The following is a 19,755-nucleotide window of genomic DNA, read 5'->3' as shown; positions in this document are numbered from 1 at the left end:
GTTTAATGAAATTACTTGACTTTAAAAGTCATTCATTATATGATAACAGATGGTATTTTCATTACCACCACAAATAAGCCCCGAAACTTATAGTGTAGACTAATGAAAAATAACGGTAATCGAATCGATTAGGAGGATATATACATGCGTACAACATTCATGGCTAAAGGTCACGAAGTAGACCGTAAATGGTTAGTAGTTGATGCAGAAGGCCAAACTCTTGGACGTTTAGCTTCTGAAGTAGCTGCAATCTTACGTGGTAAACATAAACCAACATTCACACCAAACGTTGACACAGGTGATCACGTAATCATCATCAACGCTGACAAAATCCATTTAACTGGTAACAAATTAGAGGGTAAACTTTACCGTCACCATACTCAATTTGCGGGTGGTTTAAAAACTCGTACTGCTGGTGAAATGTTAGAAAAGTACCCAACACGTATGATCGAATTAGCTGTAAAAGGGATGCTTCCTAAAAACTCTTTAGGTCGTAAAATGTTCGGTAAACTTAACGTTTACACTGGAACTGAGCACCCACATGCTGCACAAAAACCAGAAGCTTATGAGCTTCGCGGATAATATAATTTAAGAGGAGGATATTACTTTGGCACAAGTTCAATACATCGGCACTGGTCGCCGTAAAAGCTCTGTAGCTCGTGTACGTTTAGTACCAGGTACAGGTAAAATTGTTATCAACAAACGTGAAATCGAAGAATACGTACCATTCGCTGCATTACGTGAAGTAATTAAACAACCATTAGTAGCTACTGAAACTACAGGAAGCTATGATATCCACGTAAACGTTAACGGTGGTGGATACACTGGTCAAGCTGGAGCTGTACGTCATGGTATCGCTCGTGCTCTACTTCAAGTAGACCCAGATTTCCGTGCTGCACTTAAATCAGCTGGATTACTTACTCGTGATTCACGCATGAAAGAACGTAAAAAACCAGGTCTACGCGGCGCTCGTCGTGCACCTCAGTTCTCAAAACGTTAATCAACCGATTATATGCGTTTTCAAAACCCTTTCCCACTTTTGTGGGGAGGGTTTTTTTGTGTTTTTAATAAAGCTCCCTTATTAAAAATATTGAAAAATCTCTGCTGTTTTTAGTAAAATTTTTAAAAGAGAATATTAGATGTGAAGGGATGTAGAGATTTAAACTTACATAACAAAGGATGTGAAAATGTTCTTATGAATATGGAAAAGAAGCAAGACCTTGCTTTCAAGTTTATTCTCGCCTACTTTATCGTTTTCATTATCTTAAAAGAAATATTTACTTTTTCTAGGCTGGTTAATTATGCTGTACCCATCATTGGAGTCCTCATTGCAGCATTTTTACGTTATAAATTGATTGTAAAAAATCGGAATAACTCTTATGGATTAAAGTCTACGTGTCGTGCCCTTCAGTGTTTATATTTAATACCCCCAGACCTAAAAATTATAGAATATCCAAAAAAGAGCGTGGACTTCAATTAAATAGACATAGGATGTGGAAATAATCTTATGAAGAAGAAACGAGACATTGCTGTAATATTTATTGTCACTTATTTTGGCGGGATTTCTATTTTAGCTAAACTATTCTCATTTTCGGTTTTGACTAATTATGTGCTTTGTTTCATTGGCGCCGTGATTAGTTCGATACTTATCTATTTCAAAAAAGAAAAAACTTAAATCAACCTATTATGCCTCTATTTAAAGTATTGTCGTAGAAGATTTTAAAGTAGGGAGATACTATGACGAGAGAAAAAATAATCAAAGAAATAGAATCACTGTTATTTACAGAAGCTGAATTTGGAGCACTTTTCGATATTCAAATCGATTATTTAAAGGAAAGTGTAAGATTAGATGTGCTTAGTACAAGCAGAAAACAAATTAAAAAGACCATGCTATTATTTGAACAAGTACTTTCTTTGTATATGTGTAAGTCTGAGGATGCAGAGGGCTTTCGTTTAAATGAACTGAACGATGAGGATGAAGCCTTATTATCAGAAATTAGCTACCACCCATATGGCTTTGGGAAAATAAATGTAGAAACTATAAATGCCAAAATAGAGGGCATTGAAAGAATTACGTCAAATACCAACTTTTATTTCCAAGTAAACAATAAAGATTATTTCTTTCTTGAGGCCAATTGTTTGCTAATCAATCATAAAGTCTTTAATAATCTTTTAATGTTTAAAAAGGATACATGAAAAAGTGAGGTGGTGCTATGGCAAGAGTGCATATTATTGAGGAAATTCAAAGGTTGTTATTTACAGAGGCAGAGTTTGGAAGAGTTTTTGATGTTCAAATTGATTATTTAAAAGAAACTGTGAGATTAGATATTCTTAGTATAAATAATGTAGGAATTGAACAATCGCGTGTATTGTTTGAACAAGTACTGTCACTATATATGTGCCAATTTGATGAGATAGAAGGCATTCGTTTGAATGAGTTTAATGATACAGACGATGCATTACTATCAGAAATCAGCTACCATCCATATGGCTTCGGTAAAATAAATGCCAACTTAAAAGGTATCAAAGAAATTTCTTCAAATACCAATTTTTATTTTCAGTTAAACAATAAAGACTATTTCTTTATAGAAGCGAATCGCTTAGTCATCAATAATAAAGTGTTTAATAATTTGTTAGTTCCTTAAAAAACATGAATTCTTTTAAATGAAGGAGATAGTATGGAACAGGAAAAAGTAATGGAAGAAATTCAAACACTACTAACAGAAGAAGAGGCGTTAGGTGTCGTGACGAATGTAGATATAGGTTATTTTGGAGAAACCGTTAAATTAGTGATCGCTAAAAAACACAAACAGGAAGTGTTGAAAAAGGTTGTTTTCTTTGAACAAGTACTGTCTTTCTACATGTGTCAGCTCGAAGATCTAGAGGGCTTTCGTTTAAATGACTACGATTACGGAGATGAGTTATTGCTATCAGATATTAGCTATCATCCAAATGGCTTGGACAAAATTACAATCGAAAGTTTAGATCCGGAATTAAAGGGCATTGAGGAAATCTCATCTTCTACAAATTTTAGCTTCCACATCAACAATAAAGATTGTTTCTTTATAGAAGCGAATCGTTTCGTTTTTGAGGGCAAGGTGTTTAAAGATTTAATCGCGCCAGAACATGAGCTGAAATGGGAAGATGAAAGTTGATTGACTAGAAGCTGTGCGTGGAGCGTACCGAAACATAAATCATACATTTTAAACTCTCAAGAAGCTTGGGAGTTTTTTTGTTTACTTTCTAGCATAGTTCCATCACAAACTTCGTACACTATTTATAAAGGGTGGTGGATATGGGTGAAGCGCTGGCTTGCACTAGGAGTAATTATGCTAATGAGTATAGTGGTCGTGGCATATGAAACGAATGCTTCGGACCGCAACTTCTTCTTACCTGACCCACTTGGTGGCATAAAAATTGTCATTGATGCGGGACATGGTGGTCAGGATGGAGGTGCTTCAAAGGGCGAAGTAATTGAAAAGGACATTACACTGGCAATTGCTCAGCACGTGGAGAAGCAACTAAAGAAGAAAGGCGCAACAGTCGTGATGACGCGTACAACGGATGGAGATGTTATTGATGAACATGCGTCATCCGAAAAGTTTGGCACACTAAGAGAACGAAAAAAGCAGGATATCTTTTTACGAAAAGATATTGTGGCAAAAGAACAACCAGATATGTTTATTACAATTCATGCCAATGCAATTCCTGAAACAAAGTGGCGTGGAGCGCAGGTGTTTTATCATAAAGACGGACATGCTGATGGCGAAATACTAGCTAAGAACATTCAGCAATCAATCCGTACAAACTTACAGAATACAGATCGAGAGGCTTTGTCGATCAAGCAAATCTACTTGCTGAAAAAGGCAGAAGTACCTGCTGCATTAGTGGAGACTGGATTTATCAGCAACGATGAGGAACGTGCATTATTAACCGATAAAAAATATCAGGAAAAAATGGCCAATGCAATAGTTGAAGGTATCGAAAACTATATGCTTGAAAAAATTGAATAGAGCAACTGCTACTATGTAAATCAAAGCATTATGATATACTAACATTGACAGAAAATAAGGGGAGTGTTCGTCGTGATAACTGAACAACAAGTACGAGAAATACTGGGACAACTACAAGATCCATTTTTACATAAATCCTTGGCAGAAACTGACGGCATTACGAACGTGGCAATTAAAGAAGAAAAAAATCATGTCAGTGTAAAAATTGCGATTGCTAAAACAAATACGCCTGAACAAATGCAACTTCAAATGAAAATTGTAGATGCATTAAAAGAAGCGGGTGCTAACACAGTTGGTATTCGCTTTGAGGAGTTATCGGCAGAAAAATTACAAAGCTTCCGTGGCACAGCAACTGAAGCAGAAGCACAGGATATTTTATCACCACTAAGCACAGTGCAAGTGATTTCAATTGCTTCAGGTAAAGGTGGCGTAGGGAAATCTACAGTATCTGTGAACTTAGCGGTAGCTTTAGCGCGTTTGGGTAAAAAAGTAGGCCTTATTGATGCTGACATTTATGGATTTAGTGTGCCAGATATGATGGGTGTTACGGATATGCCGAAGGTAGTAGATAATCGCATATTCCCAGTTGACCGTTTTGGTGTAAAGGTAATCTCAATGGGATTCTTTGTCGAAAATAACGCACCAATCGTTTGGCGTGGGCCAATGTTAGGTAAGGTATTAGATCAATTCTTCCGTGATGTGGAATGGGGCGAGTTAGATTACCTTCTATTAGATTTACCACCAGGTACAGGTGATGTCGCTTTAGACATCCATCAAATGTTACCTTCTTCAAAAGAAATTGTTGTAACAACGCCTCACCCAACAGCAGCCTTCGTTGCAGCTCGTGCAGGGGCAATGGCTTTACAAACGGACCATGAAATTCTAGGTGTTATTGAGAACATGGCATGGTATGAGTCAAAATCAGGGGAGCGTGAATTTGTATTTGGCCAAGGTGGCGGTGCAAAATTAACGGAAGAACTTCGTACCGAGCTACTTGGACAAATTCCGTTAGGTCAACCAGATTGGACTGATGAAGAATTTGCACCTTCTGTCTATGCTGAAAAGCACCCAACAGGACAAACGTATTTAGATATTGCGACGAAAATCATTAATAAATTAAATAAATAAACACAAAAAGATTTCCTCAAATAGCTGAGGAAATCTTTTTTGTTCTGTGAAGTTACTTGCTCTTTTCATCCTTATTTGAGCTGCCACTACCATCAGCGCTAGCCTCTTTTTTGCTACCACTTTCTGATGAGGCACTTTCACCGCTTTTTTGAATAAGCTCCTGCCATTTTGCCTGCATTAGGGGACTTTCAATCGTTTCCTTCACGACTTCCTCCATTTGCTTGCGAAGATTGGATGATTTTAAAATCGTCTCCATTTGCTTTTGCATATCAGGTTGACCAAAGAATGACTCCATATCCTTTTGGAACGTAGGGTCTTTCATTAGCTCCTTCATAATATCCTGTTGCTGCTTCTGCATACTTTTGGCTACAGTTTCTTTAAATTTTGGATCTTCGAATGTCTTTTTCCAAAAATCTTCAGCTTCTTTTGAAAGCAAAGTTTCTTCTGTCGCCTTTTTCACTTCATCGTGTTCCAATATTAATAATTCACGAAAACTTGGTTCTTCTAAAAGCTGGCGTAACGCTTTTTTACCATCGTCAGTTTGTAGAGAGTCAATCATAATTTTTTTTATCTCATCATAAGACATGTTAGAGGTTTTATCTTGTGAGCAGGCGGCAAGTAAAAGCGTCAAAAGCAGTAATAAAGTCAATTTTCGCATGAAACATCAGTCCTTTCTATAGATAGACTCTTTCAATTATTGTTCACATTTATGAGGACTTTATGTATAGCTTGCGAAGAGAAATAGCTTTTTTAACAATGCATTGTTAAAATGATTACAGATATATGAAGAAATTGGGGGACTTTGAGTTGTGACGATACGAAATTGGGCAAAGTTTTTCTTCTTTGCAATGCTCGTTGGTGGCGTAGTCAACGGAATTTTTAGTTTATTTATTCGATGGAGCTTCTTTCAACCATATGTAACGAATGGTCAATGGGGTGAATTTTTCGCAGGGCTTTTATGGATGATATTTCTAGGGTTTACAATGAGTGTTATTGCACAAGCAGGGTTTTTCGCTTATTTAACACTGCATCAAGTAGGTGTGAACATCTTTAGAACACTAACATTGTGGAATTGGGTACAGCTATTATTAATTGCTTTTACTATTTTCGATATTATCTTCTTCCGCTTTGTACCAGGTGTGAAGGATGGACAAAGCTGGTTATTTTATGTCGGGCTGTTAATTGTTTTAATTTTCGGGTCAATTGCTACAGCTGTTCAAAAGGTAAAAATGACAGGGAAAAAACATGTGTTAGTGTCTGCATTGTTTTTTATGATTGTCATTACAACATTGGAGTGGACAATCGCATTAATGGGGCGTGATGAAAACATTAATGAATACGTTGCCCTTTTATTATTCCCGTTATTAGCTGTCAATGCCTATCAATTATTAGTCTTACCAAAATACAATGCAAAATCCGATGAAGATCGCAAGAAATTAGAAGCACGTCGAAAAGCGCGATTGAATCAAACAAAAAATGCATAATTAACGCTAAAATGAGTAGCCTCGAAATAATGAGGCTACTTTTATTATGGGGTTTTTTTAGATTGAACAGAGTAACCAAATATATTTTCTTCTATAGACATAAATTTATTCTGCTGTAATAAAGTATTTAATTCTTTAAAAGATACTTTGTTGTCTTGATGCAACGAAATAAATAAAAAATCACCTTTTTGCAATTTTGGTGTTTTTTCTCCTTGCCATATAAGTGAAGGAGAAAGAATGTTTACTTGTTTTTGAAATAAACTTTTTTGTAGCTCTTGAGAGTATTGATGATTCCGTGTAGCAAACCACAGTGGTGTTGTTTTTAAATATTTTTCATAAGTCGTCACATCTTTTTGTATTAACGCAATATCAATTGGTTCTTCTATGGAATCATCAGGACCTAATAATCCAGTAGGGAGTTTTCTTTCTTGTATGACTTTAATATGTTCAGGTGAACGTTCAATCCATGCTGCGTCTAACAGAAGAAGCGGATAAGGACCTTTTACATTTTTAAGCCAATCTAAAAGTGCTTCGTCAGAAAAAGAAATTTCGACAATTAGAGAAGTACCATAATGGCCTTTTGTTACAACTGTTGGTGCATTAGCAATATTAAATACAGAAATCATTGTAGAATTAATTGGTTTGATAAAAACAAACAATATTACTAACAAACCCAATGATATCAACGTTTTTCGAAACATAATAAAAACCCCATTTCTATAATTTTAAACGAAAAAATAAACTCCTTAAAAAAACTTATGATTTTGTGTTGACTTTCATGATTAATCGATGTTATTATGTATAAGTCGCCAAGAGATGACGCGACAAACGAAACAAAATGAACCTTGAAAACTGAACAAGCAAAACGTAATCAATATAGTTTCTGAGCTAACTTCGGTTAGTGAACGAAACAAAATTTTTGGACATCAAAATTGATGCCAGCAAAACAATTTGAGCTAATCAAATTTCTTTTATGGAGAGTTTGATCCTGGCTCAGGACGAACGCTGGCGGCGTGCCTAATACATGCAAGTCGAGCGGACAGAGAAGGAGCTTGCTCCTTTGACGTTAGCGGCGGACGGGTGAGTAACACGTGGGCAACCTACCCTATAGTTTGGGATAACTCCGGGAAACCGGGGCTAATACCGAATAATCTGTTTCACTTCATGGTGAAATACTGAAAGACGGCATCTCGCTGTCGCTATAGGATGGGCCCGCGGCGCATTAGCTAGTTGGTGAGGTAACGGCTCACCAAGGCGACGATGCGTAGCCGACCTGAGAGGGTGATCGGCCACACTGGGACTGAGACACGGCCCAGACTCCTACGGGAGGCAGCAGTAGGGAATCTTCCACAATGGGCGAAAGCCTGATGGAGCAACGCCGCGTGAGTGAAGAAGGATTTCGGTTCGTAAAACTCTGTTGTAAGGGAAGAACAAGTACAGTAGTAACTGGCTGTACCTTGACGGTACCTTATTAGAAAGCCACGGCTAACTACGTGCCAGCAGCCGCGGTAATACGTAGGTGGCAAGCGTTGTCCGGAATTATTGGGCGTAAAGCGCGCGCAGGTGGTTTCTTAAGTCTGATGTGAAAGCCCACGGCTCAACCGTGGAGGGTCATTGGAAACTGGGAGACTTGAGTGCAGAAGAGGATAGTGGAATTCCAAGTGTAGCGGTGAAATGCGTAGAGATTTGGAGGAACACCAGTGGCGAAGGCGACTATCTGGTCTGTAACTGACACTGAGGCGCGAAAGCGTGGGGAGCAAACAGGATTAGATACCCTGGTAGTCCACGCCGTAAACGATGAGTGCTAAGTGTTAGGGGGTTTCCGCCCCTTAGTGCTGCAGCTAACGCATTAAGCACTCCGCCTGGGGAGTACGGTCGCAAGACTGAAACTCAAAGGAATTGACGGGGGCCCGCACAAGCGGTGGAGCATGTGGTTTAATTCGAAGCAACGCGAAGAACCTTACCAGGTCTTGACATCCCGTTGACCACTGTAGAGATATGGTTTTCCCTTCGGGGACAACGGTGACAGGTGGTGCATGGTTGTCGTCAGCTCGTGTCGTGAGATGTTGGGTTAAGTCCCGCAACGAGCGCAACCCTTGATCTTAGTTGCCATCATTTAGTTGGGCACTCTAAGGTGACTGCCGGTGACAAACCGGAGGAAGGTGGGGATGACGTCAAATCATCATGCCCCTTATGACCTGGGCTACACACGTGCTACAATGGACGATACAAACGGTTGCCAACTCGCGAGAGGGAGCTAATCCGATAAAGTCGTTCTCAGTTCGGATTGTAGGCTGCAACTCGCCTACATGAAGCCGGAATCGCTAGTAATCGCGGATCAGCATGCCGCGGTGAATACGTTCCCGGGCCTTGTACACACCGCCCGTCACACCACGAGAGTTTGTAACACCCGAAGTCGGTGAGGTAACCTTTTGGAGCCAGCCGCCGAAGGTGGGATAGATGATTGGGGTGAAGTCGTAACAAGGTAGCCGTATCGGAAGGTGCGGCTGGATCACCTCCTTTCTAAGGATATTTTCGGAATACAAACCTTGGGTTTGTAAGATTACGTTTTGCGTTCAGTTTTGAAGGTTCATCATTAAGATGAAACACTTCAAAACTGTGCTCCTGTCGCTACGCTTTCGTCGCAAATCTGCGAAGAAGTAGAAACAGGTAGTGAATTTGTTCTTTGAAAACTGGATAAAACGACATTGAAATTGTAACAAACACATTTATTTTTTAAGTTTTTTTATAGGCTTAATAACTTGGTTAAGTTATTAAGGGCGCACGGCGAATGCCTTGGCACTAGGAGCCGAAGAAGGACGGCACTAACACCGATATGCTTCGGGGAGCTGTAAGTGAGCTTTGATCCGGAGATTTCCGAATGGGGGAACCCACTACGTTTAATCGCGTAGTATCTTGACGTGAATACATAGCGTCTTGAAGGCAGACCCAGGGAACTGAAACATCTAAGTACCTGGAGGAAGAGAAAGAAAAATCGATTCCCTGAGTAGCGGCGAGCGAAACGGGAAGAGCCCAAACCAAGAGGCTTGCCTCTTGGGGTTGTAGGACACTCTATACGGAGTTACAAAGGAATGAGTTAGATGAAGCGACTTGGAAAGGTCCGCCAGAGCAGGTAAAAGCCCTGTAGTCGAAAGTTTATTCCCTCCAGAGTGGATCCTGAGTACGGCGGAACACGTGAAATTCCGTCGGAATCCGGGAGGACCATCTCCCAAGGCTAAATACTACCTAGTGACCGATAGTGAACCAGTACCGTGAGGGAAAGGTGAAAAGCACCCCGGAAGGGGAGTGAAAGAGATCCTGAAACCGTGTGCCTACAAGTAGTTAGAGCCCGTTAATGGGTGATAGCGTGCCTTTTGTAGAATGAACCGGCGAGTTACGATTACGTGCGAGGTTAAGCTTTAGAAGGCGGAGCCGCAGCGAAAGCGAGTCTGAATAGGGCGAATTAGTACGTGGTCGTAGACCCGAAACCAGGTGATCTACCCATGTCCAGGGTGAAGGTGAGGTAACACTTACTGGAGGCCCGAACCCACGCACGTTGAAAAGTGCGGGGATGAGGTGTGGGTAGCGGAGAAATTCCAATCGAACTTGGAGATAGCTGGTTCTCTCCGAAATAGCTTTAGGGCTAGCCTCGTGATGAGAATACTGGAGGTAGAGCACTGTTTGGACTAGGGGGCCATCCCGGTTTACCGAATTCAGACAAACTCCGAATGCCAGATATTTATACACGGGAGTCAGACTGCGAGTGATAAGATCCGTAGTCAAAAGGGAAACAGCCCAGACCACCAGCTAAGGTCCCAAAGTAATCGTTAAGTGGAAAAGGATGTGGCGTTGCACAGACAACCAGGATGTTGGCTTAGAAGCAGCCATCATTTAAAGAGTGCGTAATAGCTCACTGGTCGAGTGACGCTGCGCCGAAAATGTATCGGGGCTAAACGATTCACCGAAGCTGTGGATTGACATCTACGATGTCAGTGGTAGGAGAGCGTTCTAAGTGCGTTGAAGTCAGACCGGAAGGACTGGTGGAGCGCTTAGAAGTGAGAATGCCGGTATGAGTAGCGAAAGACGGGTGAGAATCCCGTCCACCGTATGACTAAGGTTTCCTGAGGAAGGCTCGTCCGCTCAGGGTTAGTCGGGACCTAAGCCGAGGCCGATAGGCGTAGGCGATGGACAACAGGTTGATATTCCTGTACCACCTCCTCACCGTTTGAGAAATGGGGGGACGCAGTAGGATAGGGTAAGCGCGCCGTTGGTTGTGCGCGTCCAAGCAGTAAGGCGTGTGTGTAGGCAAATCCGCACACTGTAACGTTGAGCTGTGATGGCGAGTCCGTATGGACGAAGTTCCTGATTTCACACTGCCAAGAAAAGCCTCTATCGAGGTGAGAGGTGCCCGTACCGCAAACCGACACAGGTAGTCGAGGAGAGAATCCTAAGGTGTGCGAGAGAACTCTCGTTAAGGAACTCGGCAAAATGACCCCGTAACTTCGGGAGAAGGGGTGCTCTTGAGCGTGCAAGCGCATGAGAGCCGCAGTGAATAGGCCCAGGCGACTGTTTAGCAAAAACACAGGTCTCTGCAAAACCGTAAGGTGACGTATAGGGGCTGACGCCTGCCCGGTGCTGGAAGGTTAAGAGGAGTGGTTAGCGCAAGCGAAGCTGCGAATTGAAGCCCCAGTAAACGGCGGCCGTAACTATAACGGTCCTAAGGTAGCGAAATTCCTTGTCGGGTAAGTTCCGACCCGCACGAAAGGCGTAACGATCTGGGCACTGTCTCAACGAGAGACTCGGTGAAATTATAGTACCTGTGAAGATGCAGGTTACCCGCGACAGGACGGAAAGACCCCGTGGAGCTTTACTGTAGCCTGATATTGAATTTTGGTACAACTTGTACAGGATAGGTAGGAGCCAGAGATCTCGGAGCGCCAGCTTCGAAGGAGGCGTCGGTGGGATACTACCCTGGTTGTATTGAAATTCTAACCCATGCCCCTTAGCGGGGCAGGAGACAGTGTCAGGCGGACAGTTTGACTGGGGCGGTCGCCTCCTAAAAGGTAACGGAGGCGCCCAAAGGTTCCCTCAGAATGGTTGGAAATCATTCGTAGAGTGTAAAGGCACAAGGGAGCTTGACTGCGAGACCTACAAGTCGAGCAGGGTCGAAAGACGGGCTTAGTGATCCGGTGGTTCCGCATGGAAGGGCCATCGCTCAACGGATAAAAGCTACCCCGGGGATAACAGGCTTATCTCCCCCAAGAGTCCACATCGACGGGGAGGTTTGGCACCTCGATGTCGGCTCATCGCATCCTGGGGCTGTAGTCGGTCCCAAGGGTTGGGCTGTTCGCCCATTAAAGCGGTACGCGAGCTGGGTTCAGAACGTCGTGAGACAGTTCGGTCCCTATCCGTCGTGGGCGTAGGAAATTTGAGAGGAGCTGTCCTTAGTACGAGAGGACCGGGATGGACACACCGCTGGTGTACCAGTTGTCTTGCCAAAGGCATCGCTGGGTAGCTATGTGTGGACGGGATAAGTGCTGAAAGCATCTAAGCATGAAGCCCCCCTCAAGATGAGATTTCCCATTACGCAAGTAAGTAAGATCCCTCAAAGACGATGAGGTAGATAGGTTCGAGGTGGAAGTGTGGTGACACATGGAGCTGACGAATACTAATCGATCGAGGACTTAACCAAAAATGTTTGAAACATTCAATGAACCGTTTATCCAGTTTTGAAAGAATAACTCTTTCTAAAAGAGAGCTTCAAGACACAAGTAGTACAAGGAAGCAAACGAGTGATTGAAGGAGCGTACTTATGTATGTGACTGATTGAACGAGAGTAGCTGACGCAGTAATACGCCGTGTATTGAAGGTCGAACATAGTCTAGTGATGATGGCAAAGAGGTCACACCCGTTCCCATACCGAACACGGAAGTTAAGCTCTTTAGCGCCGATGGTAGTTGGGGGCTTCCCCCTGTGAGAGTAGGACGTCGCTAGGCGCAAAAAGTCGCTGCTGATACACTCAGTAGTGGCTTTTTTTATTGTTATAAAATATTCACTAATGAAAATACAATTTAATCTTAAAAATAAAAGGAGACATTTCACTATGATAGACGAAATGTCTCCTAACTTGTTTATGAAACAGTAGTAGCTCGCAATTCGATACGGCGAATTTTCCCCGATGTTGTTTTTGGTAGCTCATCGATAAAGACGATGCTACGAGGGTATTTATAAGGCGCCGTTAACGCTTTAACATGCTCCTGGAGCTCTTTTATTAATTGTTCTTCATCAAGCCCACGGAAGCCTTCACGTAAGATGACGAATGCTTTCACAATATGACCTCTAATTTCATCTGGTGCTGCAACAACAGCGCATTCTTGAACAGCCTCATGCTTATTTAAAGCATCCTCTACTTCAAATGGACCTATTGTATAGCCTGATGAAATAATAATGTCATCCCCACGTCCTTCAAACCAGAAGTAGCCATCTTCATCACATTTGGCTTGGTCTCCTGTAATATACCAATCCCCTCTAAAGGCAGCTTGTGTGCGCTCAGGTTCACGGTAATACTCCTTGAAAAGAGCAGGTGATGATTTATGAACTGCGATGTCTCCTACCTCTCCTACTGGTGCCTCATTGCCGTCGTGGTCAATAATACGCACAATATTTCCTGGTGTAGGAACGCCCATAGAGCCAGGTCGTAATTCGGTGTTTTCCAGTGTCCCAATTAATAAGGTATTTTCAGTTTGTCCATAGCCATCACGTACTTTAAGACCAAAATTTCGCATAAATGTTTCAATAACCGGACGATTTAATGGCTCACCCGCAGAAACAGCACTTCTTAATGTTGATAAGTTATAATCTTTTAGATTATCAATCTTTGCCATAATGCGATATTCTGTTGGTGTACAACAAAGAACATTTACTTTTTCATCTTGAAGAAGTTGTAGATAAGTATGTGGGTCAAAACCGCCATGATAGACGAATGCCGTTGCCCCTAACATAATTGTCGATAAAAACGGACTCCAAATCCATTTCTGCCAACCAGGTGCTGCTGTAGCCCATACTAAGTCACCTTCGCGTACACAAAGCCATTCGGAGGCTGCTGTTCGAATATGCGCATAGCCCCAGCCATGGGAGTGAACGACCCCTTTAGGTTTACCCGTTGTCCCTGAAGTATAAGAAAGGAATGCCATATCATCACGTTTTGTTGCCACAGCTGTAAAGCTAGTAGGTTGTTTGTCAGCTAATGCGTCTAAAGAGATCCAATTGTTTGAGGCATGGCCAATAACTAATTTGTTATTCAAAGCTGCTAATGAAGTCGTAATTTGATCAACCTCACTTGTAAAAGCTTCGTAAGCAATAACTGCATTGGCAGAAGCATGTTCCATACGATATTCTAAGTCACTTGCTCGTAACATCTCAGAACAAGAGATTGGTACGATACCAGCCTTTAAGCAGCCAAGGAACACAAAATAGGCTTCTGGTAGGCGGGGAATGATAACTAAAACACGATCACCTTTTTGAAGTCCTCTTTCTGTAAAGGCATTCGCATATTGATTCATTTTTTGAATAAGATCAGCATAAGAAATGCTACGACGATTTTGTTTAGTATCCAACCATCGAATAGCTTGGCGATCACTATCTTGGGAAAATTTCTCTAATTCCTCTGTGATGTTGTAAAGTTCCGGTGCAATTAAATCCTTTGTTACCATATGAACATTCCTCCCCAAAACATATTTAATAGAAAATTCTTAAAACTATTTTTATTTTAACAATTGAAATAATATACAGCAAGAATATTCAATACATAAAATAGAAATATTTCTCCTTATAGAGAACTATTAAACTTCAGAAAATGAAAATAAAAATTATGCAATAAATTAAATAATTTTTCCGAAAAAGTATTGCATAATTTAGAATGCTTGGTATAATAATAAATGTACTTAAGAGGTTGTTAAACCAAATTGAATAGTATTGTTCCGAAGTAGCTCAGTTGGTAGTAGCACCTGACTGTTAATCAGGTTGTCGCAGGTTCGAGTCCTGCCTTCGGAGCCATTTTTTTGCACTTTTTTAAGTTAAATTAAATTTTAATAAGAAATTTTTAAAAAAAGCTTGCAACAATAAAAAAATGATGTTAATATAAATCTTGTCTTGTTTGAGACATAACAAATGGCCCCTTGGTCAAGCGGTTAAGACACCGCCCTTTCACGGCGGTAACACGGGTTCGAATCCCGTAGGGGTCACCATTTTTAAGTAGTAATGCATAGGCTTAAAAAGATAAATAAACTGTGAAGAAATAAACACCTGTTTCTATGGAGGATTAGCTCAGCTGGGAGAGCATCTGCCTTACAAGCAGAGGGTCGGCGGTTCGAGCCCGTCATCCTCCACCATATAGTGTTTTTTTCGGAGGGGTAGCGAAGTGGCTAAACGCGGCGGACTGTAAATCCGCTCCTTAGGGTTCGGCGGTTCGAATCCGTCCCCCTCCACCAGTTTTATTTATATAATGATTGGGGTATAGCCAAGCGGTAAGGCAACGGATTTTGATTCCGTCATGCCTAGGTTCGAATCCTAGTACCCCAGCCATTTTTTCTTTTTTGAGCCATTAGCTCAGTTGGTAGAGCATCTGACTTTTAATCAGAGGGTCGAAGGTTCGAGTCCTTCATGGCTCACTTTTCTAATTTTAATTCAAAAGTGTAACATTAACTACAGATACTAATCTCTTGCTGAAAACAGCAGGAGATTTTTTTTGCTATTTTTAAATGCATAAATATACGGTTTTTTGTTAGGTTGAGCCAAGTGCATTGTAGGCTTTACAATAGTCTTATTAAAAATAGGGGGTATAAAAACATGAATAAACATCAAATTTCAATTATTGGGGTTCCAACTGATTACGGACAAACACGAAGAGGAGTGGATATGGGGCCGAGTGCTATTCGTTATGCAGGTGTTGTAGAGCGACTAGAAGCAATTGGTCACGGTGTACAAGATCAGGGAGATATTCTTGTTAGCCAAGTACAAGAAAGTAAAGAAATCGATAAACAGCTATTAAATTTAGAAGAAGTTGTAGAAGTAAGCACATCTTTAGCGAATCAAGTACATGAAGCATTAGAGCAAAAAAAATTCCCGTTAGTATTTGGGGGAGATCATAGTATTGCGATTGGTACACTTGCAGGACTTGGTGAACATTTTAAAAATTTAGGCGTTATTTGGTTTGATGCACATGCGGATCTTAATACACCAGAGACAACACCATCGGGCAATATTCATGGTATGCCGCTTGCAGTTAGCATTGGCTTAGGTCATGAACGTCTTGTGCAAATTCGTAACTATGCACCAAAGGTTAAACCTGAAAATGTTATTATTATCGGGGCACGCTCAGTAGATCCTGGTGAACGTGAGCTAATTCGTCAACAAGGCATTAAAGTCTATACAATGCACGAGATTGATCGTCTTGGCATGACGCGCGTTATGGAAGATGCACTTGCCTATCTACAAGAGCGCAAAGTAGATGGCTTGCATTTATCGTTAGATTTAGATGGTTTAGATCCTCTCTATACACCAGGTGTAGGAACGCCAGTGCCTGGAGGTATTTCTTACCGCGAAAGCCACTTAGCGATGGAAATGTTACAAGAATCTGGAATGCTAACATCTGCTGAATTTGTTGAGGTGAATCCAATACTAGACGAAAAAAATAAAACGGCAGATGTGGCTGTGGCATTAATCGGTTCTTTATTCGGCGAAACACTAGTATAATGCAAAATTGTGAAAAAATTGTTTATCGCCACATTGATTAAAAATCTTTTGTTATAATTGAATATAAATTGAAACTTTTCTTATAGTCGGGCCGTATAGTATAAGACAGTTGTAAAGGTGGAGAAGTAGACACAATGGATGCGTTAGTAAATAAGAGAATAAAACAAGTGCTTAAAGGCGATCAAAACGCATTTGCCGATATTGTGAGTCTCTATCAGCACAAACTGTACCAAGTATGCTACCGAATGTTAGGAAACAAGCAAGAATCTGAAGATATTGCGCAAGAAGCGTTTGTGCGCGCTTATATGAACTTGCATACTTTTGATCAAAAAAGAAAATTTTCGACGTGGCTTTATCGCATCGCGACGAACCTCTGCATAGACCGTATCAGAAAGAAAAAACCGGATTATTATTTAGATGCGGAAGTGGCTGGTACGGAAGGGCTCGATATGTATTCACAAATCGCAGCGGATGACCAACTACCGGAGGAACAGTTAGAGCAGATGGAGCTACAAGATCGCATTCAATACGAGATTGGGCGTTTGCCTGATAAGTATCGTTCAGTTATAGTATTGAAATATATTGAAGAATTATCGTTGCAGGAAATCAGTGAAATTTTAGATATGCCTCTTGGGACAGTGAAAACGAGAATTCACCGCGGACGCGAAGCATTACGAAAGCAATTAAACAATCTGTAGGAGGGGGAGCGTCATGAATATTTGTCCAGAGCATATTATTGATTATATGCATGATTATTTAGACGGTGACATAAGTCGTGAGCATGAGCAAGAATTGAAACAACATTTGCACTCATGCGGTGATTGCAAACAATTGATGCAAGAATTGAGTGAAACGATCGCCTTTGTGAAGAGTGCTTCCCATATTACAGCACCTCCAGATTTTGAAGCTGCGGTGATGGCTCGTTTACCGAAACCCAAAAGTCGTGTAGGTATGCAAAAATGGATTCGACGTCATCCATTCTTTGTTGCAGCAGCCGTCTTCTGTTTATTTATGAGTGCTACGTTATTAGGTAGTTTTATGGACGATCAACATTTCTCTGTCACGAAACAACCAAACCTCGTTGTCGAAGGACAAACGGTTATAGTACCAGAAGGAGAGGTTGTAAAAGGCGATATTGTCGTTAAAAATGGCGATTTAATTGTTGAGGGTGAAGTTGATGGCAACATCACTATTATTAACGGTCAGTATATGGCATCTTCTGCAGTCGTTTCAGGTAAAATAGAAGAAATAGACGAAGCGTTTGAATGGTTATGGTATACCATCAAAAATTCCGTAAAAGCGGCCATGACATTTGAGGAAAAAGAAACTAAATAAAACTCTATACGTCCTAATGATAGCGCACGGTAGAGGATGATAAGTCTACTCATATGGGTAGACTTTTCTTTTGAAAAAAGTTACATTTGACAAGAATGTGCTATACTTAAATGTATATGGATTCGCAATGAAAAGTGGGGGATGCCACGTGCAAATTATCGAACAATTCACAGATTTAACACCGGTGAATATTGTTATTAACTTCATAGATGTACTGCTCGTATGGTACGTTGTTTATAAAATTTTAACCCTCATTAAAGGGACGAAAGCAGTCCAATTATTAAAAGGCATTTTCGTCATTATTATTGCACGCATTGCAACAGACTTTATAGGGTTAGAAACATTAGGATGGATGCTAAAACAAGTCATTGAATTTGGTTTCTTGGCTATTATTATTATCTTCCAGCCTGAAATTCGACGAGGTCTCGAACAAATCGGACGAGGAAAGCTGTTCCAGCGCTCGACGAGTCAAGAAGAAGAAGAGCAAACGAGACTGATTGAAGCTATGAAGAAATCGGTTAGCTATATGGCTAAACGCCGTATAGGGGCGCTTATTTCTATTGAAAAAGACACAGGCTTAACTGAATATATTGAAACGGGAATAGGTCTAAATGCAGAAGTATCTTCTGAATTACTTATTAACATTTTCATACCGAATACCCCACTTCATGATGGGGCAGTCATTATGCAAAAAGACAAGGTAACAGCAGCAGCTTGTTATTTACCGCTGTCGGAAAGTCCTTTTATTTCCAAAGAGCTTGGCACACGACATCGTGCAGCACTTGGACTGAGTGAAGTAACAGACGCGATTACCATAGTCGTTTCAGAAGAAACTGGCGCCATTAGTATTACGTTAAACGGTAATCTACATCGTAATCTTTCTCTAGAGGAATTCGAAACACTGTTACGCAAAATGTGGTTCGGATCAGCACAAGAATCGAATGCAGCCTCTAAGTTGACTTGGAGGGGGAAAAAGAATGGATAAAATGATGGATAGCCCATGGGTATTGCGAATCATTGCGCTGTTTCTAGCGTGCTTACTATTTTTCTCTGTTCGCACTGAGTTAGCTTCTACAGATAAAAATGCGATGACGGAACAGATGGAAGTCATTCGAGATGTACCCGTAGAAGTTTATTATGATGATGATAGTCTTATTGTGACAGGGATTCCGAAAACAGTGAATGTCACGGTAAGGGGACCAAAGCAAATCGCTTTACAAGCAAAATTAGTTAAAGATTTCTCAGTATTTGTAAATTTAAATGATTTATTAATTGGCGAGCATACCGTCGAGCTACAATACGAAAATATTTCTGATAAATTGAAAGTGACCCTAGACCCAGCGACAGTCAAAGTAAATATAGAGGAAAAAGTCACACAAGAATTCCGCGTCGATCCTGAAATGAATAATCGTTTAATTGATGAAGGGTATTACTTAAAAGGCATGTCTGCGAACCCAGCAACTGTGTTTGTAACAGGGGCAAAAAGCGCGATTGAAAGCATTAGCTACGTAAAAGCGACTGTAACGGGTGAACAAGGCTTGAGACAGTCTTTCTCTCAAGAAGCGGCTGTTAAAGTATTAGATCGCGATTTAAATAAATTAGATGTGATGATAGAACCAGAAAAAGTTAAGGTACGGGTAGATATTGCCGAATACAGTAAAGAACTACCGGTAACGATAAAAGAAACAGGTAAAGCGGCAGATGACATTACCATCAATCGATTAACCCTTATGACGAACTCCTTGAAACTGTATGGGAAAAAATCGATTATCGATGTTTTAACGAGCTTGCCAGTTGAAATTGATTTATCAAAAATTACCGAATCAAAAACGTATGAATTCGATGTCAAATTACCAGAAGGTGCGACTAAAGTATCTGAACAAAAAATTAAAATTAAAGCTGATGTCACAAAAGTAGAAAAAGCAGAAGAGGAAAAAAAGGAAACCATTATAATTCCTGAAGACCCTAATCCTGACCCTGTGATAGAAGATGATGTTGATTCTTAAACAATAACTGACTATAATTTTAATTTGATTCATAAG

General features: G+C 40.8%; 16 protein-coding genes, 6 tRNA genes and 3 rRNA genes. 22 read left to right on the top strand and 3 right to left on the bottom strand.

Going from position 1 to position 19,755, the window contains the following annotated elements; genetic code table 11:
• Positions 1-144: 144 nt before the first annotated feature.
• From rplM to ACKVEV_RS15900, 7 genes are all read left to right on the top strand, one after another.
• On the top strand, positions 145-582 hold the full coding sequence (gene rplM / locus ACKVEV_RS15930; RefSeq protein ID WP_024364352.1) for a 50S ribosomal protein L13: 438 nt from the start codon (positions 145-147) through the stop codon (positions 580-582).
• Between the two features lie 25 nt (positions 583-607).
• Entirely contained in the window at positions 608-1,000 is a 393-nt protein-coding gene (gene rpsI, locus ACKVEV_RS15925) for a 30S ribosomal protein S9 (RefSeq protein WP_004233744.1), read from the top strand.
• Positions 1,001-1,737: 737 nt separating this feature from the next.
• Positions 1,738-2,196 carry a hypothetical protein gene (locus ACKVEV_RS15920; RefSeq protein ID WP_409367312.1) on the top strand — a complete coding sequence of 153 codons (459 nt, stop codon included), beginning with the start codon at positions 1,738-1,740 and terminating at the stop codon, positions 2,194-2,196.
• A gap of 17 nt (positions 2,197-2,213) precedes the next feature.
• The gene (locus ACKVEV_RS15915) at positions 2,214-2,645 is read left to right on the top strand and encodes a hypothetical protein (protein ID WP_409367311.1); all 432 of its coding nucleotides are present in this window, start codon (positions 2,214-2,216) and stop codon (positions 2,643-2,645) included.
• Positions 2,646-2,678: 33 nt separating this feature from the next.
• Entirely contained in the window at positions 2,679-3,155 is a 477-nt protein-coding gene (locus tag ACKVEV_RS15910) for a hypothetical protein (RefSeq protein ID WP_409367310.1), read from the top strand.
• 144 nt (positions 3,156-3,299) lie between these two features.
• On the top strand, positions 3,300-4,013 hold the full coding sequence (locus ACKVEV_RS15905) for an N-acetylmuramoyl-L-alanine amidase (RefSeq protein WP_409367309.1): 714 nt from the start codon (positions 3,300-3,302) through the stop codon (positions 4,011-4,013).
• Positions 4,014-4,085: 72 nt separating this feature from the next.
• On the top strand, positions 4,086-5,141 hold the full coding sequence (locus ACKVEV_RS15900; protein ID WP_409367308.1) for a P-loop NTPase: 1,056 nt from the start codon (positions 4,086-4,088) through the stop codon (positions 5,139-5,141).
• Positions 5,142-5,193: 52 nt separating this feature from the next.
• Here the strand turns inward: ACKVEV_RS15900 and gerD are convergent, their stop codons facing one another.
• The gene (gene gerD / locus ACKVEV_RS15895; RefSeq protein WP_409367307.1) at positions 5,194-5,799 is read right to left on the bottom strand and encodes a spore germination lipoprotein GerD; all 606 of its coding nucleotides are present in this window, start codon (positions 5,797-5,799) and stop codon (positions 5,194-5,196) included.
• A gap of 151 nt (positions 5,800-5,950) precedes the next feature.
• On the opposite strand from gerD, the gene ACKVEV_RS15890 reads away from it, so the two are divergent.
• Complete coding sequence (locus tag ACKVEV_RS15890; protein WP_409367306.1) at positions 5,951-6,625, top strand: KinB-signaling pathway activation protein; 675 nt, start codon at positions 5,951-5,953, stop codon at positions 6,623-6,625.
• Positions 6,626-6,669: 44 nt separating this feature from the next.
• Here ACKVEV_RS15890 and ACKVEV_RS15885 read toward each other — a convergent pair whose 3' ends face one another.
• Positions 6,670-7,326 carry a hypothetical protein gene (locus ACKVEV_RS15885; RefSeq protein WP_409367305.1) on the bottom strand — a complete coding sequence of 219 codons (657 nt, stop codon included), beginning with the start codon at positions 7,324-7,326 and terminating at the stop codon, positions 6,670-6,672.
• 269 nt (positions 7,327-7,595) lie between these two features.
• Between ACKVEV_RS15885 and ACKVEV_RS15880 the strand changes: the two genes are divergently transcribed.
• From ACKVEV_RS15880 to rrf, 3 genes are all read left to right on the top strand, one after another.
• Positions 7,596-9,148 (top strand): 16S ribosomal RNA (locus ACKVEV_RS15880).
• Positions 9,149-9,389: 241 nt separating this feature from the next.
• Positions 9,390-12,317: ribosomal RNA gene (locus ACKVEV_RS15875) — 23S ribosomal RNA — on the top strand.
• 188 nt (positions 12,318-12,505) lie between these two features.
• Positions 12,506-12,621, top strand: a 5S ribosomal RNA gene (gene rrf, locus ACKVEV_RS15870).
• The 16S, 23S and 5S rRNA genes sit together here, the layout of an rRNA operon.
• Before the next feature lie 135 nt (positions 12,622-12,756).
• Here the strand turns inward: rrf and mbcS are convergent.
• Entirely contained in the window at positions 12,757-14,337 is a 1,581-nt protein-coding gene (gene mbcS / locus ACKVEV_RS15865; protein WP_409367304.1) for an acyl-CoA synthetase MbcS, read from the bottom strand.
• Between the two features lie 266 nt (positions 14,338-14,603).
• On the opposite strand from mbcS, the gene ACKVEV_RS15860 reads away from it, so the two are divergent.
• The 11 genes from ACKVEV_RS15860 to ACKVEV_RS15810 all read left to right on the top strand — a co-directional run bounded on the left by ACKVEV_RS15860 (position 14,604) and on the right by ACKVEV_RS15810 (position 19,719).
• Positions 14,604-14,680: transfer RNA gene (locus tag ACKVEV_RS15860), tRNA-Asn, on the top strand.
• A gap of 116 nt (positions 14,681-14,796) precedes the next feature.
• A tRNA-Glu gene (locus ACKVEV_RS15855) sits at positions 14,797-14,871 on the top strand.
• A gap of 68 nt (positions 14,872-14,939) precedes the next feature.
• Positions 14,940-15,015: transfer RNA gene (locus tag ACKVEV_RS15850), tRNA-Val, on the top strand.
• Between the two features lie 15 nt (positions 15,016-15,030).
• Positions 15,031-15,114: transfer RNA gene (locus tag ACKVEV_RS15845), tRNA-Tyr, on the top strand.
• 19 nt (positions 15,115-15,133) lie between these two features.
• Positions 15,134-15,208 (top strand) — tRNA-Gln (locus ACKVEV_RS15840).
• Between the two features lie 13 nt (positions 15,209-15,221).
• Positions 15,222-15,294, top strand: a tRNA-Lys gene (locus ACKVEV_RS15835).
• Between the two features lie 178 nt (positions 15,295-15,472).
• Positions 15,473-16,378: an arginase gene (rocF, locus tag ACKVEV_RS15830; RefSeq protein ID WP_409367303.1), complete on the top strand. Its 906-nt coding sequence runs from the start codon at positions 15,473-15,475 to the stop codon at positions 16,376-16,378.
• Positions 16,379-16,512: 134 nt separating this feature from the next.
• On the top strand, positions 16,513-17,076 hold the full coding sequence (gene sigW, locus ACKVEV_RS15825; protein ID WP_004225410.1) for an RNA polymerase sigma factor SigW: 564 nt from the start codon (positions 16,513-16,515) through the stop codon (positions 17,074-17,076).
• Positions 17,077-17,089: 13 nt separating this feature from the next.
• Positions 17,090-17,713 carry a zf-HC2 domain-containing protein gene (locus ACKVEV_RS15820; RefSeq protein ID WP_409367302.1) on the top strand — a complete coding sequence of 208 codons (624 nt, stop codon included), beginning with the start codon at positions 17,090-17,092 and terminating at the stop codon, positions 17,711-17,713.
• Positions 17,714-17,861: 148 nt separating this feature from the next.
• Positions 17,862-18,698, top strand: coding sequence for a diadenylate cyclase CdaA (cdaA, locus tag ACKVEV_RS15815; RefSeq protein ID WP_409367301.1), 837 nt, complete (start codon positions 17,862-17,864; stop codon positions 18,696-18,698).
• Entirely contained in the window at positions 18,691-19,719 is a 1,029-nt protein-coding gene (locus tag ACKVEV_RS15810; RefSeq protein ID WP_409367300.1) for a YbbR-like domain-containing protein, read from the top strand. The genes cdaA and ACKVEV_RS15810 overlap by 8 nt, the downstream gene beginning before the upstream one ends.
• The last annotated feature ends 36 nt before the right edge of the window (positions 19,720-19,755 follow it).

Source organism: Lysinibacillus sp. 38-6 (genome assembly GCF_046245175.1).
Taxonomy (GTDB): domain Bacteria; phylum Bacillota; class Bacilli; order Bacillales_A; family Planococcaceae; genus Lysinibacillus.
This window is presented reverse-complemented; position numbering and strand designations above follow the sequence as displayed.

What these genes read in the sequence shown, in the direction of transcription:
- rplM (WP_024364352.1), top strand. Translation starts at nt 145, where the DNA reads ATGCGTACAACATTCATGGCTAAAGGTCACGAAGTAGACCGTAAATGG.
- ACKVEV_RS15920 (WP_409367312.1), top strand. Translation starts at nt 1,738, where the DNA reads ATGACGAGAGAAAAAATAATCAAAGAAATAGAATCACTGTTATTTACA.
- ACKVEV_RS15915 (WP_409367311.1), top strand. Translation starts at nt 2,214, where the DNA reads ATGGCAAGAGTGCATATTATTGAGGAAATTCAAAGGTTGTTATTTACA.
- ACKVEV_RS15910 (WP_409367310.1), top strand. Translation starts at nt 2,679, where the DNA reads ATGGAACAGGAAAAAGTAATGGAAGAAATTCAAACACTACTAACAGAA.
- gerD (WP_409367307.1), bottom strand. Translation starts at nt 5,799, where the DNA reads ATGCGAAAATTGACTTTATTACTGCTTTTGACGCTTTTACTTGCCGCC.
- ACKVEV_RS15885 (WP_409367305.1), bottom strand. Translation starts at nt 7,326, where the DNA reads ATGTTTCGAAAAACGTTGATATCATTGGGTTTGTTAGTAATATTGTTT.
- mbcS (WP_409367304.1), bottom strand. Translation starts at nt 14,337, where the DNA reads ATGGTAACAAAGGATTTAATTGCACCGGAACTTTACAACATCACAGAG.
- rocF (WP_409367303.1), top strand. Translation starts at nt 15,473, where the DNA reads ATGAATAAACATCAAATTTCAATTATTGGGGTTCCAACTGATTACGGA.
- sigW (WP_004225410.1), top strand. Translation starts at nt 16,513, where the DNA reads ATGGATGCGTTAGTAAATAAGAGAATAAAACAAGTGCTTAAAGGCGAT.
- ACKVEV_RS15820 (WP_409367302.1), top strand. Translation starts at nt 17,090, where the DNA reads ATGAATATTTGTCCAGAGCATATTATTGATTATATGCATGATTATTTA.
- ACKVEV_RS15810 (WP_409367300.1), top strand. Translation starts at nt 18,691, where the DNA reads ATGGATAAAATGATGGATAGCCCATGGGTATTGCGAATCATTGCGCTG.